This window comes from Aquamicrobium terrae (assembly GCF_052978165.1).
The window spans coordinates 236,270-252,547 of record NZ_JBRKLZ010000003.1; the positions used below are offsets into that span (position 1 = coordinate 236,270).

A 16,278-nucleotide genomic window follows, 5' to 3' on the forward strand; every position below is an offset into this window, starting at 1 on the left:
CTCAAGCGGAAACCGGCATGGCATTCCCGACCGTCTGCGTCATCATCGCGGCCAAGAACGCCCAGGAGACGATCGCGCGTGCAGTCGCTTCGGCGCTGCGGGAGGCGCGCGTCAGCGAGGTCGTCGTCGTGGATGATGGCTCCGACGATGCCACCGCCGAAAGGGCGCTTGCGGCAGATGACGGCAGCGGCCGCCTTGCCATCGTGAGGCTGGACAGCAATCGAGGGCCCGCCCATGCCCGCAACCGCGCCATCGCGATGTCCAGGGCCCCGCTTCTGGCGATCCTCGACGCCGATGACTTCTTCCTGCCGGGCCGTTTCGACAGAATGCTCGATGGCGAAGACTGGGACTTCGTCGCCGACAATATCGTCTTCATCGATGAGCGCAGCATGGTCGACCGGCAGTTGGCGGTGCCCCGCTTCGAGACGGCGCCGTGTTTTCTCGACGCGGTCGGTTTCATCGACGGCAACATTTCCCGGCGCGGTGCCTCGCGCGGCGAGATCGGTTTTCTGAAACCGGTGATGCGGCGCGCCTTTCTCGATCGCCACGCCCTGCGCTATGACGAGAGCCTGCGCCTTGGCGAGGATTACGATCTCTACACGCGGGCCTTGTTGAAGGGCGCGCGCTACAAGATCGTGCACGATTGCGGCTACGGCGCCGTGGTGCGCGCCGATTCGCTGAGCGGCCGCCATCGCACCGAGGACCTGAAGCGGCTCTACGAGGCCGATCGCGCCATGCTCGCCTCTTTCGATCTGACGCCGGAGGCGAGAGGAGCGCTTCTTCGCCATGAACGCCATGTGCGCGGCCGCTTCGAATTGCGCCATTTCCTCGACCGAAAGGGCACGCGCGGCCTGATCCCCGCCGGATTTGAGGCGCTGGCACGGCCCTCGGCACTGCCGGCCATCATCCGTGGCGTCGCCGCCGACAAGCTGGAAGCTCTGCGGCGGAGCCGCCATAGCCAAAGCTCAAAGGAGCCTGCCCCGCCGCGCTATCTGCTTGCGGCCCGTATCGCCACTCAGAAATAGTCGCGACGTACGGTTTCGATCACCGCCCCCAGCCGTTCCTTCTTCCCGGCCAATACGGCATCTGTGCTGAGTTGCGGTGCGGCCATGCGCGCCTTGCGCAGCGCCAGGATGGCGGGCAGGGCAAGGATCTTCTTGGCTGCCGCGCGCAACGGTGATCCGGATTCCGGATGGGTCGCGACCAGCATCTCCGCGTCCGGCGCGCGTCCTCCGTTGGCCGGGTGCTCCCGCTGCGCAAAGTTCATGCCCCAGAAGGGGGCGCCCTTGGTGACTGCCTCGGCGCGCGAGGAGAGGGGAATGCGCCGGGGTTCGTAGCGCACCTCGAGCGAGGCCGCCCAGTCGCACCATTTGAAACTGTTGATGCTCTGCGAGGTCGTCACCGCCACCCAGGGCACGCGGAAGGCGTCGGCCAGTATGGCGGCATGCATCGATTCGGCGATCACCAGATCGGCCTGCGCGATCTTGCGGATGACGTCCCTTGCCTCTCCGCAGGGATCGACATAGCCAAGCCCTGCCTCGTGGCACACCAGCGGCCAGATGCCGCCGACCGTGGATTCCCAATGTGGCACGAAGATCGTTCCGCCACTCTTTTGCAGGTTCCGGAATTCGGGCATGTCCGCCACCAGCACGGCAGGATCGACAAGGCCGAGCCCTTCGTCGAGGCCGAGCGTGCGCGCCGTCAGCGGACCGCGCACCGCGCGTATGTCCCATTCGCCGGCATCGGAAAGGTCGGGAGCTTCGCCGTAGCCGAAGCCGCTGCCGATGACGAGTTTCTTCACGCCTGCGGGCAATAGCTTCCGGTTCAGGACAGTGCCTACCCCCACGAGCAGCGTTTCGGGATGGATATCGCGCAGGCCGGGCAGGAGGAAATCCCAGAGCCACAGGTTGAGGTCGTCGCCGAAATTGCCATGGGCGGATTCCCAGTAGAAGGGCTGCATTCTCGACCTCCTATCGGGCAATCTTGCCGACGGCGAGAGCCAGGGCGCTGCGCAGGATTTTCGGATCGCGCCAGGCCCATTGTGCGAGCTGCTTCAATTGCGGGGCCTTGCGCGTCTTGACCAGACGCGCCTGCCCCCACAGCGCCTGATTGCGCGCGGTCTGCTTGTAGACCTCGATCGAGGCCCGGTCCTCGGGGCGATGGACGAACCGGTTCTCCAGATGGTCGAGCGCCACCCAGGTGTTGAACTGCTGCCTGAGGAACTGCGGCGAATCGCTGTCCATTCCGTGGAAGATGTTGATGCCTTCCCCGCGCGTGGCGCCGATGGATTCGCAAAGCACGCAACGACGCGCATTGCGCACGCAATCGTAGAAGAACAACACGTCCTCCGCCGCCAGTCTCAGCGCTGCGTCGAAGCGGATGTTGCGGGCCAGGGTCTGGCCGAGGACCATGCAGGACAGATGCAGGAAGCTCCAGTTCTTCAGCATGGTGCCGGCAAGGTCGGCAATCTCGACAATGGGCGGATCGTCGCTCAGCCGTGTCATCTGTGCGGCGCCTGCCAGGTCGGCCACGCCGAAATGGTAGTAGAATTCCTCGCCGCCCCCGATCGAGGCCCAGTAACAGTCGGCATCAAAAAGTGACAGCGCAGCCACCGCCGTCCCCAGATGCTTCGGCGCCCACTCATCGTCGGAATCGAGGAAGGCAACGCAGGCGCTGTCGGCAGGCACATGGTCGAGCCCCATGTTGCGCGCCCCACCCGGTCCCGCATTCGGTTGTTTTATAACGGTAATCCGCGCCCGTTCTTCCAGCTGGAACTCCCGTAGCTCGGTTTCGGCCGGCAAAGGTGAGGTGTCGTCGACGACGATCACGTCGAAATCGGCATGGGTCTGCGCGAATACGGAACGCAACGCCCGCCCCAGGATTCCGGGCTCTCGCTGGTAGTAGGGGATGATAACTGTGCACTTCGTCATTTTTTCGCGCCTTCAGGAGTCTAGGGGGCCACCACGGGCCCGATGCATTCCGGTCGATGCCCCCCGCAGGGCTCGCTGACGAACGTGGGTCCGCCCAAGAAGGAACGGCGCTCGCCCATGTCGACGACCATCAATTTGAAGACCGTGACGAACAGTGTTGGCTGGAGCGTGCTTTCCAAGACCAGCATATTCGGGCTGAAATTTGTCACCGTGCCGATCCTGGCGCGTCTCCTCTCCCCGGAAGAGTTCGGCACGGTGGCCGTCGCCCAGACCGTGGTGATGTTCCTGGCCATGATCGGCAGCGCCGGCCTTTCGGCCTCCCTGGTACTCGAACGCGAGGAGGACGAGGAGACGCTGCACTCGGTGTTCTGGGTCAATCTCGTGCTGGCGCTGGCGATGTCGGCCTGCATCTATATATGGGCCGCGCCCTTCGCCCGCTGGCTGGGCGCGGAGGATGCGGCCTATCTGCTGCGGGTCATGGCGCTGCTGGTGCCGCTGCAACTGAGCGGCGATGTCGCCTATTCCCTACTGGCGCGGCGCATGGCCTTCCGCAAGGACGCCGCCTGGAGCGTGATTTCCGAATCGCTCGGCGCGGTGGTCGCCGTCGCACTGGCGCTGGCGGGCTTTGGCGTCTGGGCGCTGGTGGCACAGCTTTTCGTGGCCGCGATCGTGCGCCTTGGTGGCCTCTTCCATGCTACGGCCTACCGGCCGAAATTCATGCTCTCGCTGGCCCGGGTCGGCGCGCTGACCCGCTACAGCCTTGGCATCATGGGCTCCGAATTCTTCAATTTCATCACCTTCCAGTCACCTCTGGTGGTGGTGTCGCGCTATCTGGGCCTTGCCGATGCGGGCGCCTATTCGGCAGCCAACCGCTTTTCCAGCATTCCGAATCAGGTGCTGCTGGCCGGCCTCATGGGAGTGCTGTTTCCGGCTTTCAGCCATATGGGCGACGATACGCGTCGGCGCACCGATGCGCTGATGCTCAGCACGCAGGTCTCGACGGTGGCGCTGGCGCCGATGATGTTCGGCCTGTGGGCGGTGGCGGAGCCGGGCATGTACCTGATCTTCGGCCCGCAATGGGCGCATGCCTGGCCGGTGCTCGGCCTGCTCGCCGTTTCCAAGGGGATCATGTCGCCTTGCAGCACCTACATTCCCTTCCTCAAGGGGGCGGGCCGATCCGATGTCTTGTGGTGGGTCGCCATGTTGCGCGCCGGGCTCGTCTACGGCCTTGTCAGCTATGGCGCCGTGACCGGCGGCCTTTTCACAGCCATGGTCTGGCTGTGCGTCGCCAACGGCATCACCCTGATTTTCTACTCCTGGGCGGTGTTCCGAACCAGCAATGTTCCTTTCCTGTCCGGCTTCTACACCACCACCCGCCCGATGGTCGCCTCGCTCATCATGGCCGTGGCGGTACGGTGGCTGCTGGACCGGATGAAGGACGACCTGCCGGGTGGCCTGTGGTGGAATGCGGCATCGCAGGTGATGGTTGGCATCGCGGCGGGCGCCGTCCTGTATGGCTTGCTTCTTTTCCTGATGGAGCGCGGCCTGTTGAGGAAACTGCTCGAACTCGTGCGGCAGCGCAAAATGCGGGCGGCCTGAATGTGGGTATGCAGGTTTCGTTACCGGCGGTGAAGGGACGTCAGGTGGCTACCCGCCTTGGAAACGTACTCCTGCGGCCGGTGCCGGTCCGGTTTTCCGTCTCGGCGGCTTAACCCGCGCTCATAAAAAGTTACCGGCCGGCTCTCCGAAATGTGGGGACGCGCCATATTGCCATCCCGCGACCGTCCTAAACGCCACTCAACATTCGCTCGAAATTGAAGCGGACCCATGTCGGGGCTGAACAGAAAGTAGGACGGTGACGATGGCGAAACCACAGGCGACGACCCTCCCGGCATGGCTCCTGACCGGCGTGCTGGCGCTGGCGGCAACGACGCCCGCGCAGGCACAATCGGCGGACCAGGCCAAGGGCGAATCCTTCGTGGAAACCTTCGACAAGCTCGACACCGGGCGTTGGTACATCTCCGACGGCTGGTCGAACGGCGACCACCAGAACTGCACCTGGTCGTCCAAACAGGCGAAGGTCGAGGAGGGACGGCTCAAGCTCGGTTTCGCAAAGCAGGATTACAAGCAGCGCAGTCATGTCTGCGGCGAGGTGCAGACCCGGCAACGCTTCGGCTACGGCGTATACGAAGTGCGCATGAAGGCTGTGGCCGGCTCCGGCCTCAACACCGGCTTCTTCACCTATATCGGCCCGGTCGACAAGCAGCCCCATGACGAGATCGATTTCGAGGTGCTCGGCAAGGACCCCGCCAGGGTGCAGGTCAACCAGTATGTCGATGGCGAGAGCGTCGGCAGCGCCAAGCTTGCCGAGGTGTCAGGCGGCGCCGACAAGGATTTCCACGACTATGCCTTCGTCTGGGAGAAGGATCGCATCGCCTGGTATGTCGACGGCGCGCTGGTCGAGGAGGAGACCGACCCTGCCAGGGTGCCGAGCCATGCCTCGAAGATCTTCCTGAGCCTTTGGGGCAGCGACACGCTGAAATCCTGGATGGGCGCTTTCGAAGACCCGGGCGGCCCTGTCGCCGCCGAGGTGGACCGCGTCGCCTATACGGCGCCCGGCGAGCCTTGCCAGTTCCCGGAATCGATTGCCTGCAAGCTGAAACAGGATGCGCAATGAGCAAAGCGACCTGTGGGCGCGGCGCAAACAGCCGGCACGCCTGCGATAGGTGACAGATCACATGCTGCACGTTCTTTACCTGGTCCACGACCTGTGCGACCCGGCGACGGCCCGACGCGTCGCAATGCTGCAAGCCGGTGGCGCGCATGTCACGCTTGCCGGCTTCCGGCGGGGCGCGCTGCCCACCTTTGACGGCATTGCGCCCATCGACCTCGGCATGACAGGCGACAGGGCCTTTGCCCAGCGCCTGATTGCGGTGGGCAAGGCGGCAATCATGCTGGGCGCGCGGTTGAAAGGCCTGATGAAGCCCGACATCGTCGTCGCCCGCAATCTCGAGATGCTGGCGCTGGCCAACCGGGTCCATGCCCTCTTCGGCGCAAATGTGCCGATCGTCTATGAATGCCTCGACATCCACCGCCTGCTGCTGGACGAGGGGGCGGTGGGCAAGGCCATGCGCGGCGCGGAGCGCTTCCTTGGCCGCAACGCCGCGCTGCTTGTGACCAGTTCGCCTGCTTTCGTGCGGGAATATTTCGAGGCGCGCGGCCAGTCCCATGCCCCGGTGATGCTGCTTGAGAACAAGGTGCTCGAGCTTTCCGGCGGGGCCGGGCAACCCATGCGGGCTGCCTCACCGCCAGCGGAAGGCGAGGCATGGCGGATCGGCTGGTTCGGTGCGCTGCGCTGCGCCCGCTCGCTCGCGCTTCTTGCCGCCTTCACCCGCGCCACGCAGGGCCGGTTCGAGGTCGTGCTGCGCGGTCGCCCGGCCCATGTCGAGTTCGATAATTTCGACGGCTTCGTCGCGGCAGAGCCGCATATGCGTTTCGAAGGCCCATACCGCAACCCGCAGGATTCTCCCGGCCATCTATGGCGAGGTCCATTTTTCCTGGGCGATCGACTTCTTCGAAGCGGGCATGAACTCCGACTGGCTGCTGCCGAACCGGCTTTATGAAGGTTGCCGTTTCGGCGCCGTTCCGCTGGCCATGCAGGGCACGGAAACAGGCCGCTTCCTTGCGGGACATGGCATCGGCCTGTTGCTTGACAGGCCGGAGGCCGAGCCATTGACCGCCCTGCTCGAGGACATGACCGCTGGGCGTTACGCCGCCTTGAGCGAGGCGGTGGCGGTGCACAAGCCTGAAACCTGGGTGTGCGAAGCCGCCGAGTGCCGCGCTCTGGTGGAGCGCATGAAGGGGGTTGCCGGTGGCGCCTGGGCACGAACCCCGGTGGAGGCCGCAGCATGACGATGCCCGAGCCGCTCGAGAAACCGCACGACAGGGCCATGGCCGGCAGTCGCTGCATGGTGGTGATCCCTTGTCTCAACGAGGTCGATCATATCGGCGACCTGCTCGACCAGTTGCTCGACCCGGCCGAGCGGCTCGATATGAGGATCGTTGTCGCGGATGGCGGCAGCACGGACGGCACGCGCGCCACGGTGCGCGAGATCGCCGCCGCAACGTCACGCGTGATCCTGCTGGACAATCCACGCCGCCTGCAAAGTGCCGCGCTGAACCTTGCCGTGGCCGAGTTCGGCCATCAGGTTGAATACCTCATCCGTATCGACGCCCATGGCGGCTATCCGGACGACTATTGCGAGCGGCTGCTTCAGGAGGCGCGCGAAACCGGCGCCGATTCCGTGGTGGTTTCGATGGAAACGGTGGGGTTCCGGCCGTTCCAGAAGGCGGCGGCGGCCGCGCAGAATTCCCGGCTCGGCAATGGCGGCTCCCCCCATCGTGAGGGCATTCCCGGCCACTGGACCGATCATGGCCACCACGCCCTGATGCGGGTGTCGGCTTTTCGCGCCGTGGGGGGCTATGACGAAAGCTTCAGCCACAACGAGGATGCGGAACTGGACCACCGGCTTGCGGCTGCCGGCTATCGCATCTGGATGACCGACAAGACCTTCATGACCTACTATCCGCGGACGACTCCGGCCGCCCTGTTCCGGCAATATCTGGGCTATGGCCGGGGCAGGGCCAGGAACGCCATGAAGCATGGCACGCCGCTGAAGCCGCGGCAGGCGCTTCCGCTTCTGGTGGCGCCGGCGGTGGCGGGCGCGGTGCTGGCCGTCGTCAGCGCCACCGCGCTGCTGCCGGTATCGCTTTGGGCGGGCGCATGCCTCGGCTATGGCGCCTGGATGGCGGTGAGGGAGCGCAACCCCCACGGACCGCTGGCCGGCATCTCGGCCATGATCATGCATCTGGCATGGTCCACCGGCTTCTGGCTGGAATATCTGCGCGCATGGCGCCAGCAACGCCTGAAACAGCGGGGGGTGCCGGCATCATGAGCCACAATGCCCCGCAACGTACGGTGCCGGTAGACATATGCGTATGCACCTACCAGCGCGCCCATCTGGAACAGACGCTGCGTTCGCTCGCCGCTTTGGAACTGCCGTCGCAAGTGAGGCTGCGGATCGTCGTGGCAGACAATGACGCACAGCCGAGCGCCAGGGCGCTGGTTGATGCGCTGGCGAACGAACTGCCCGTCGCGTTGCACTACATCCACTGCCCGGCGTCCAACATCTCGCTTGCCCGCAACGCCTGTCTCGAAGCCGCGCAGGGAACGTTCCTCGCCTTCATCGACGACGATTCCACGGCAACGTCGCGATGGCTGGCGGAACTGATCGCCGTCGCCGAAGCGACCGGGGCGGATGCGGTTCTGGGGCCGGTGCGCGCGATCTATTCTCCTTCCGCGCCCGGCTGGATGCGACGGGGCGATTTCCATTCGACCGGCCCGGTCTGGGTCGATGGTGAAATCCGCACAGGTTACAGCGGCAACGTGCTGCTGAGGCGCGCCTCGCCCCATGTCGAGGGCCGGCGCTTCAATCTGGCGCTAGGGCGCAGCGGCGGCGAGGATACGGAATATTTCGCGCAGCTTCACCGGTCGGGCGGCAGGATCGCCTATGCGCCGGATGCGCTGGCCTGCGAGCCGGTAACGCCGCAGCGCGCACGGTTCTTCTGGCTGGCCAGACGGCGCTTCCGCTCGGGGCAGACACATGCGCGGCTGCTGGCGGCCGAACCTGTGTCACCGCTGCCGCAGGCAGGCCTCGCCGCTGCCAAAGCCGCGTTCAGCTTCTGCGCCGCGCTTGCCTTTATCGCGGTGCCCCACCGTCGCAACCGGCAGATCCTGCGCGGCATCATGCATGCCGGCGTGGCCGGTGGCTTGCTCGGCCTGCGTGAAGCCCGCCTCTATGGCGACGAGCCCGCGAAAGGACAGACCCATGCAGCCTGACGTGAGTTTCGTCATCGCCGCCTACAATGCCGAAGCCTGCATTTCACAGGCAATAGAAAGCGCGCTCGCCCAGCGTGGCGTGTCGGTTGAGGTGATCGTCGTGGATGATTGCTCGAGCGACCGTACGGTCGAGATCGCCCGCGCCTTTGCCCCCCGGCAGGTTACGGTGGTCGCGCTTCCTTGCAATCGGGGGCCGGGAGGTGCGCGTAATGCGGGGTTCGATACCGCGACCGGGCGCTGGATCGCCGTCCTCGATTCCGACGATAGCATCCATCCGGACAGGATGCGGCGCATGATCGACAGGGCCAATACGGCCGGTGCGCAGATTGCCGTCGACAATCTCGACGTGGTGGAGAATGCCGCTGCCCCGCGGACCATGTTCGACGAAGCCTTCCTTGAAGCGCGCCCCGAACTCCACCTTGCCGATTTCATCGACGGCAACATCATGTTCCAGGGCCGGTTTTCCTTCGGCTATGTGAAGCCGATCTTCCGGCGGGATTTCCTTGAGCGTCACGCCCTGCGCTATGACGAGGCGCTGCGTATCGGCGAGGACTACATCCTGCTCGCCTCGGCACTGGCGGCAGGCGGGCGCTGCGCGGTCGAGCCGCGTGCCGGCTATCGCTATCACATTCGCGGCGGTTCCCTCTCGCGCGTGCTCGAACTGCATCATGTCGAAGCGATGCTGGCGGCCGATGACGCCTTCCGAAGGGCCTATCGTCTGGAACCGCAAGCCCAGGCCGCTTTGGCGCGGCGCACGAAGAGCCTGCGGCGGGCGGCGTCCTTCCTGCTTCTGGTGCGGCATCTGAAGGACAGGGCGCCGCTGCGCGCTGCCGGCACGGCGCTGCGCGACCCGGCGGCGCTGAGACACCTCAGCATGCCGATAATGGTGCGGTTGCGCCGGCTCGCGGCTGCGTTTCACCCCGCGGCAAGCAGATTGAAAACCAACTGAATCGGCGGGGAGCCGAGCGTTAACAGGGAAGATCAAGATGAAAAAAGTCAGAAAAGCTGTGATCCCCGTGGCCGGACTGGGCACGCGATTCCTGCCCGCGACCAAGGCGATGCCCAAGGAGATGCTCACCGTGGTTGATCGGCCCGTCGTGCAATATGCGGTCGATGAGGCGCTGGAAGCGGGTATCGAGCACATCGTTTTTGTCACCGGCCGCAACAAGCATGTGATCGAGGACTATTTCGATATCCAGCCCGAATTGCTCGACACGCTCACCCGCACCGGCAAGCTCGAACAGCTTGCCTCGCTCGGCCGTCTGCAGCCGCAACCCGGCACCATCTCCTTCACGCGCCAGCAGGAGCCGCATGGGCTCGGCCATGCGGTGTGGTGCGCGCGCGATATCGTCGGCGACGAGCCTTTCGCGCTGCTCCTGCCCGACATGGTTTCCTACGGCGACAAGGGGTGCCTGTCCGGCGTGATCGACCTTTATGCGCGTACCGGTGGCAATGTGGTTGCTGTCGAGCAGTGCGATCCGATGGACACCGGCAGCTATGGCATAGTCGGCAAGGGAGCCGCCACGGGAAGCGGCTTCGCCATTACCGGCATGGTGGAAAAGCCGGCGCCGGAGGCAGCACCCTCCAACTACTACATCAATGGCCGTTACGTGTTGCAGCCGCAAATCTTCGACGTATTGAGCACCCAGCAGCGGGGTGCCGGCAATGAGATCCAGTTGACCGATGCGATGGTGCGGTTGTCGGAAAGCCAGCTCTTTTTCGCATCCCCCTTCGAAGGCCGCATGTTCGATTGCGGGTCCAAGGACGGTTTCATCCAGGCCAATGTCGCCTTCGCGCTGGCCCGTGCGGACATGCGCGACAGTGTCCTCGCTCCCATCGAGGAGATGATCGTTTCCAGCAGGCGCAGCACGCGGGCGGCCTGACCGCTTCGGCCGGCCCGGCGGAAATTCCGCCGGGCCGGCCCTTCGAACGAAAGGCGGCATTGGCAGGCAAACTCATGAATCATGGAAGCTATCCGTTGCAGAACCGGGGCATAGGTCCGGTCACGGAAACGAACGAATTTATCGATCTCGACATGCTGGTCGCCGCGGTGCGGCGCCAGTTCGGGCTGATCTGCCTGTTCGCCGTTCTCGGGTTGGTTCTGGGCGGGCTTTATCTGGCGTTCACGCCGGCCCTCTATACGGCCTCGACCCGCATCCTGCTCGATACCAGCCTGTCGCAATTTGCCGAGGACAAGGACGCGCCGCCGATCGGGCCGCAGGCCGATGCGATGGTGCTGAGCGAAGTCGAGATTCTCAAGTCGAACCGGCTTGCCCGCACCGTGGTTCGCGCCGAGAACCTTCAGGACAATGAGGCTTTCCTCAACCCGCCGCGCTCGCCGCTGGCCTGGCTGAAATCCACGGTGAAGTCGGCTGCCGGTCTGTTTGCATCCGCGCCCGCCACACCGGCCGGCAACGCCGAGGAGGCAAAGGTGGGCAAGGCGGCTGCCTTGTTGCAGGCGGGTTTGACGGCCGAGCGCGTCGGGCGCAGCCTGGTTATCGAGCTTTCCTTCAAGGGCTACGATCCGAAGCTTGCCGGTGCGATCACCCGCGCCTATGCGGAGGCCTATCTTTCCGATCAGCTTGACGCCAATTTCGACGCAACCCAGCGCGCGACGGTCTGGCTGCAGGGGAGGCTGGAGGAACTGCGCGAGAATTCCCAGGAGGCAGCGCTCGCCGTCGAGCAGTTCCGGGCGAAGGCCGGACTGACGGCGGTGCGTGGCGAACTGATGTCGGAACAGCAGCTTTCCGACCTGAACAGCCAGCTCATCCTCGCGCAGGCCGACACCGCCAATGCACTCGCCCGCTACAACCAGTTCAAGGCCATTGTCGACAGCGGCCCGGACAATGCCGTCAACAGTGCCGCGATCCCGCAGGAAAAGGGCACCAACGGCAGCAACAGCGCCGCCATCAACGAAATGAAGGCCCGTTATCTGGGCATCGCCAAGCGCGAGCAGGATATCACCGACCGCTTCGGCAAGGACCATCCGCAGGCGGTGGCGTTGCGCCGCGAAGAGGCCAATCTCAGCGGGCAGATATTCTCCGAACTCAAGCGCCTGACGGAGAGCTACCGCAACGAATATCAGGTGGCCAAGTCGCGCGAGGATTCGCTGCGCGCCAATGTCGGAGAGCTCTCGGGCAAGAATTCCGCCACCGGGGCGGATCAGGTGAAGCTTCGCGAACTGGAGCAGAAGTCGCAGGCCCTTGCCACGCTCTACCAGGCGTTTCTCGCCCGCTACGAGGAAACGTCGCAGCGCCGATCCTTCCCGATTGCCGAGGCCAGGGTCATCTCGCAGGCCGACAATCCGGTTTCGCCCTCGAGCCCGCGCAAGGCCATGGTTCTTGGGCTTTCGCTGGTACTCGGGTTGTTCGCAGGGGCGGGCGGGGCAGCGGTGCGCGAATTTCGCGAGCGCTTCTTCCGGACCGGCGACGATGTGCGCGATGCGCTCAACATGAATTTTCTTGGCTATCTACCCTTGGTCAGCAATCATGCCGCCGGGCAGGGCGCGAGAGGCAGGACCGCTGGCGGCAATGGAGGCGACAGGGGCGGCGGGCCGGATCTCGAAACCGTGACGCCGCGCATGCTGCGGGTGGCGATCAATTCGCCGGGTTCATCCTTCGCGGAAACGCTGCGCAACATGAAGCTCGCCGGCGATATCGTCCTGCATCACACGCCCTGCAAGGTGATCGGCTTCGTTTCCGCTCTGCCGCGCGAGGGCAAGACGACAGCCGCCGCGAATTTCGCCGGCCTTCTGGCGGCCAATGGCGCGCGCACCCTGCTCATCGATGCCGACCTGCGCAATCCGCGCCTCAGCCGCTCCCTGCCGCGCCTGCCGGAAAGGGGGCTTGTCGAGGTGGTTCTGGGCGAGCAGCGCTGGCAGGATGCCTGCCTGACCGATCGCAAGACGCGGCTGGCCATCCTGCCCACGGTGGGACGCCAGAGGATTTCGCACACCAGCGGCCTGATTTCCGGACCTGCCATGGCCGCCTTGCTGGACGATATGCGCCAGAGTTTCGATTACATCGTGGTCGATCTGCCGCCGCTCGGTCCGGTCGTCGACGCCAAGGCGTTTGCGCCGCTGGCCGACGGTTTCATGATGGTGATCGAATGGGGGCAGACGCCGCGCATGCTGGCGCGCTCGCTGTTGCAGAGCGAACGCCCGGTCGCCGCCAAGATGCTTGGCGCGGTGCTCAACAAGACCGACATGAAGGCGCTGTCCCGCTACGGTCCGTTCGGAGGCGCGGAACAGTATCTCGACCGTTATCAAAGCTATTATGTCGAGGAGACCACGGCAGCTGGCGGCACCGGCCGCGTGGAAACGTCATGACGGCGTCGAGCGGCATGCCGGCCCGTTCAGTTGGTCAGGTAGCGGCCCGTATCCCGCCAGATGCGCAAGGCCGTCAACTGCCCGCTGAAATAGGCGCCGCTGTCGAGGTTCACGCGCATGCCCTCGCGCCCGGCCTGCTTCACGGGCGTGTGCCCATGCACCACATAGCGCGTCAGCCGGTCGGCATTGTCGAAGAAGGGGGCGCGGATGAGAACGAGATCGTTCTCGTCCTGCTCCCTCATTGGTACGCCCGGCCGGATGCCGGCATGGACGAAAACATAGCGCTGGCTCTCCACCAGCACCGGGAGAGTTCGCAGGAAAGCGACATGCTCGGCCGGAATCGCATCGCGGACAGCGTTGTCGATGCTGCGCCTGTTGCCATGCATCTGGCGCAGGCGCTCGTGGTCAATCCCGTAGGACAGCAGCGTGGGGCCGGCCCCCATGAGCAGCCACGACCGCAGATCGATGCGGCCTTCCAGATAGTCCAGCATGGCGACCTCGTGATTGCCGGCGAGGCAGATGCGGTGGAACCCCGGCGGCGGCGGCGCGACGAGATGGTCGAGTACCTGGGCCGAGGCGGGACCCCGGTCGACATAGTCGCCCAGCATTACGAGCAGCTTCCTGCCGGGCAGTGCCACCGCATCATCGGCGATACGGCGTTCCAGAGCCAGCAAGGCGTCGAGGCAGCCATGCACGTCGCCCATCGCGTAGACGATGAGGTCGGACATATCGAGTTGCAGGCGTGGCCGTTGCGGGCGTGCCTTTTTCTTCGCGCCCAACCCGAGAAGTCGGATCATGCTTCTCATGACGCTATGATTCCATGAACTCTTCAAGGAGATGAAACTTGAAGACCAATTCCAGTCCTTCCCTAAAGCCGATGGTTTCCGCCGTTCCGCCGGAACTTTCGGAACGTGTCCGGATTGCACGGTTCCTGTGCATTTTCCTGATGATGTTCGTACATGTTCAGCCGGGGATAGCCGAGAACGTCTATGACCGCGATGCCGGGTTCTTCGATGTCGTCTATTTCATATTCTCCCGGCTTCTGGGGCTCAGTTCGGTTTCTCTTCTGAGCATCGTATCGGGCTATTTCGTGGTGGCCAGCCTGCACAAGTCGGGCTTCTGGAAACTGGCCGTTTCGAAACTGCGCACGCTGGTGGTGCCGCTGGTGGCATGGAATCTCCTGATGCTGGCCTTGCTTGCGGTTTATGGCCTGCTCACCGGCAAGTGGCACGACATGCCTTCGTTCACGCCCATGGGGCTGGCGAATGCCTTACTGGCGCTCACCCAATGGCCGCTCGATGTCCCTTTGTGGTTCCTGCGGGACCTTTTCGTCTGTTGCCTTTTTGCGCCGTTGCTTCAGGCAGGCTTGAAGCGCTCCCCGCTCGCCACGATCCTCGCGGTGACCCTGTTTATGGCGTTTGGCGAGGACTGGCTTATCCTGCAACGACCCCAGCTTCTCCTGTTCTTCGCATTGGGCATGTGGTTGCGCATCGCTGCTCCCGACCTGCGTACGATGGAGCGATGGGCGTGGATCTTGACGATAGGTCTGGCGGTCATGGTCACGATCTTCCTGACCATCCGCATCGAACGCATATTGTTGAGTGAAATGGATGCGATGGTGCGGCTTTCGCTCGACACGCTGTTGCGCATCACCATGGCGGGCGGTTTCTGGGCGGCCATAGGGCTGGTGAAACCTTCGCGGCTGGCGGGCCTGTGCGCGCGCCTTGAACCTTATGCATTCTTCCTGTTTTGCAGCCACGCGATCCTGTTCAACTTCCTGGGGATCGTATTCCGGCGCTTCTTCGGAAATTACGGATCGGAGCTGTTTCCCGTCACCTTCTTCACCCTGCCGGTAATCGCGGTCGTCTGCTCCATCATCGGATTGCAGATCATTGGCAGGTCACGGCTGCTGCTGTTCCTCTTCAATGCCGGTCACAGTGCTCCTCAACGCCTGCTGTCATCCGCCAAGGAAAAATACCGGACGGCGACCTAGCGGAGATCGCCGCCGCAGACCTGTGGGCCCGCGGGCGTTTCCGATCGACAGGCGTCGGCCTGGTCAGGCGGGCTGCTGGATCGCGGAGAGCTTCCAGTCCTGACCGTTCTCGCGCACGAAGGTCCAGAGTTCGGTGGTCTCGCTGGCCGCGTCCGCATCGCCTTCCACGATCTTGCCGGTGGCGCGGTCGCGCACCACGTCGCGGGCTTCATATCGCATGGCGGCGGTGGCGTAGTCGCGCGCACCCTCGCTCCAGCTTTCGGCGATATCGGCTTCCAGAAGGCGGACATCGCTCACCTCGTTGCGCACGCCGTTATGGGCGTTCCGGGCAAGCTCCTCCGACAGGTAGGAAACCATTTCCGGCGTGACCAGCCGGCGCAGTCCGGCATGATCCTCGCGGCCGAAGGCACCCTGAACTTCGCCGAGAAGGGCTTCGAAACGGTCAAGATCGTCCTGATCCAGCTTCATATCCCGCGTCGTCGTTGCTTCCTGCGCGGAAGTCGATCGCCCGCCGATGGTGGGGACCGTGAAGCCGGCCGGCTTGCCGGCATCCGAATGGGCGTCACGGCCGTAGCGGTTGGCGCCAGGCACGCCACCGGCGCCGGCCATGGCGGGCTGCCGGGCATTCTGGCCACGGAAGAAGCGCAGGGCCAGCATCACCGCGCCGGCGATCAGCAGGCCCTGCAAGAGCAGGCCGAACAGGCCGGCAAGGCCGCCAAAACCCTGCCCGAGGAGGAGGCCGATAAGGCCGCCGATCAGAAGGCCACGCATGAGCGAGCCGCCGAGCCCGTTCATGAAGCCGGGCCGCTGCTGGGCGGCCGACGGCTGGCGGGCGGCATTGGGTGCGGTGTTCGGCGTCATGGAACGCTCGACGGGAGCTGCCTGGTTCGGCGCGGTGCGGGTGGCCGGCACGCTCTGGTGGGTGCGGGTTCCGCGGCTGCCGAAGCTGCCGCCCCGCCGGGCCTCGGCATAGTCCACCGATACCATGGAAAAGGCGAGCATCAGCCCTGCAAACAGGGCGAATATCTTGGCGCGGCGTGGCTTGAACATGTCAGGTCTCCTCCGAACAGGTGCGGTCACCTCAAGGCCTGATGTCCCTTTCCCGAGGGGACCTGCGCCTTGAAGAGGT

13 protein-coding genes and 1 pseudogene are annotated in these 16,278 nt (G+C 64.6%); 10 read left to right on the top strand and 4 right to left on the bottom strand.

The features are described from left to right. The first annotated feature begins 17 nt into the window (after positions 1–17). Positions 18–1,025, top strand: coding sequence for a glycosyltransferase family 2 protein (locus ACVCNR_RS24230; protein WP_447076836.1), 1,008 nt, complete (start codon positions 18–20; stop codon positions 1,023–1,025). On the opposite strand, the gene ACVCNR_RS24235 is transcribed toward ACVCNR_RS24230, so the two are convergent. Together ACVCNR_RS24235 and ACVCNR_RS24240 are read right to left on the bottom strand one after the other, a co-directional pair. Further along, complete coding sequence (locus tag ACVCNR_RS24235; protein ID WP_447076837.1) at positions 1,016–1,960, bottom strand: polysaccharide pyruvyl transferase family protein; 945 nt, start codon at positions 1,958–1,960, stop codon at positions 1,016–1,018. The genes ACVCNR_RS24230 and ACVCNR_RS24235 overlap by 10 nt on opposite strands. A 10-nt stretch (positions 1,961–1,970) precedes the next feature. Further along, entirely contained in the window at positions 1,971–2,930 is a 960-nt protein-coding gene (locus tag ACVCNR_RS24240) for a glycosyltransferase family 2 protein (RefSeq protein WP_447076838.1), read from the bottom strand. A gap of 117 nt (positions 2,931–3,047) precedes the next feature. Here ACVCNR_RS24240 and ACVCNR_RS24245 point away from each other — a divergent pair, with 117 nt between their 5' ends. The 8 genes and pseudogenes from ACVCNR_RS24245 to ACVCNR_RS24280 all read left to right on the top strand — a co-directional run bounded on the left by ACVCNR_RS24245 (position 3,048) and on the right by ACVCNR_RS24280 (position 13,156). Beyond that, complete coding sequence (locus ACVCNR_RS24245; RefSeq protein WP_447076839.1) at positions 3,048–4,529, top strand: lipopolysaccharide biosynthesis protein; 1,482 nt, start codon at positions 3,048–3,050, stop codon at positions 4,527–4,529. A gap of 262 nt (positions 4,530–4,791) precedes the next feature. After that, a complete protein-coding gene (exoK, locus tag ACVCNR_RS24250; protein WP_447076840.1) occupies positions 4,792–5,607 on the top strand; it encodes an endo-1,3-1,4-beta-glycanase ExoK in 816 nt (271 codons plus the stop codon). 61 nt (positions 5,608–5,668) lie between these two features. Next, positions 5,669–6,842, top strand: a pseudogene (locus ACVCNR_RS24255) (glycosyltransferase family protein). Next, a complete protein-coding gene (locus ACVCNR_RS24260) occupies positions 6,839–7,885 on the top strand; it encodes a glycosyltransferase family 2 protein (RefSeq protein ID WP_354197812.1) in 1,047 nt (348 codons plus the stop codon). Before ACVCNR_RS24255 ends, ACVCNR_RS24260 begins: the two are co-directional and overlap by 4 nt. Continuing rightward, positions 7,882–8,829: a glycosyltransferase family 2 protein gene (locus ACVCNR_RS24265; protein WP_354197814.1), complete on the top strand. Its 948-nt coding sequence runs from the start codon at positions 7,882–7,884 to the stop codon at positions 8,827–8,829. The genes ACVCNR_RS24260 and ACVCNR_RS24265 overlap by 4 nt, the downstream gene beginning before the upstream one ends. After that, positions 8,819–9,778, top strand: coding sequence for a glycosyltransferase family 2 protein (locus ACVCNR_RS24270; RefSeq protein ID WP_354197816.1), 960 nt, complete (start codon positions 8,819–8,821; stop codon positions 9,776–9,778). Before ACVCNR_RS24265 ends, ACVCNR_RS24270 begins: the two co-directional genes overlap by 11 nt. A gap of 37 nt (positions 9,779–9,815) precedes the next feature. Continuing rightward, positions 9,816–10,712, top strand: coding sequence for a UTP--glucose-1-phosphate uridylyltransferase (locus tag ACVCNR_RS24275; RefSeq protein ID WP_447076841.1), 897 nt, complete (start codon positions 9,816–9,818; stop codon positions 10,710–10,712). Between the two features lie 74 nt (positions 10,713–10,786). Next, entirely contained in the window at positions 10,787–13,156 is a 2,370-nt protein-coding gene (locus tag ACVCNR_RS24280) for a succinoglycan biosynthesis protein ExoP (RefSeq protein WP_354197820.1), read from the top strand. A gap of 26 nt (positions 13,157–13,182) precedes the next feature. On the opposite strand, the gene ACVCNR_RS24285 is transcribed toward ACVCNR_RS24280, so the two are convergent. After that, the gene (locus tag ACVCNR_RS24285; RefSeq protein WP_447076842.1) at positions 13,183–13,953 is read right to left on the bottom strand and encodes a metallophosphoesterase family protein; all 771 of its coding nucleotides are present in this window, start codon (positions 13,951–13,953) and stop codon (positions 13,183–13,185) included. 80 nt (positions 13,954–14,033) lie between these two features. Here ACVCNR_RS24285 and ACVCNR_RS24290 point away from each other — a divergent pair, with 80 nt between their 5' ends. Further along, positions 14,034–15,149: an acyltransferase family protein gene (locus tag ACVCNR_RS24290; protein ID WP_447076916.1), complete on the top strand. Its 1,116-nt coding sequence runs from the start codon at positions 14,034–14,036 to the stop codon at positions 15,147–15,149. A 63-nt stretch (positions 15,150–15,212) separates the two neighbouring features. Here the strand turns inward: ACVCNR_RS24290 and ACVCNR_RS24295 are convergent, their stop codons facing one another. After that, entirely contained in the window at positions 15,213–16,199 is a 987-nt protein-coding gene (locus ACVCNR_RS24295; RefSeq protein ID WP_447076843.1) for a Tim44 domain-containing protein, read from the bottom strand. Between the last annotated feature and the right edge of the window lie 79 nt (positions 16,200–16,278).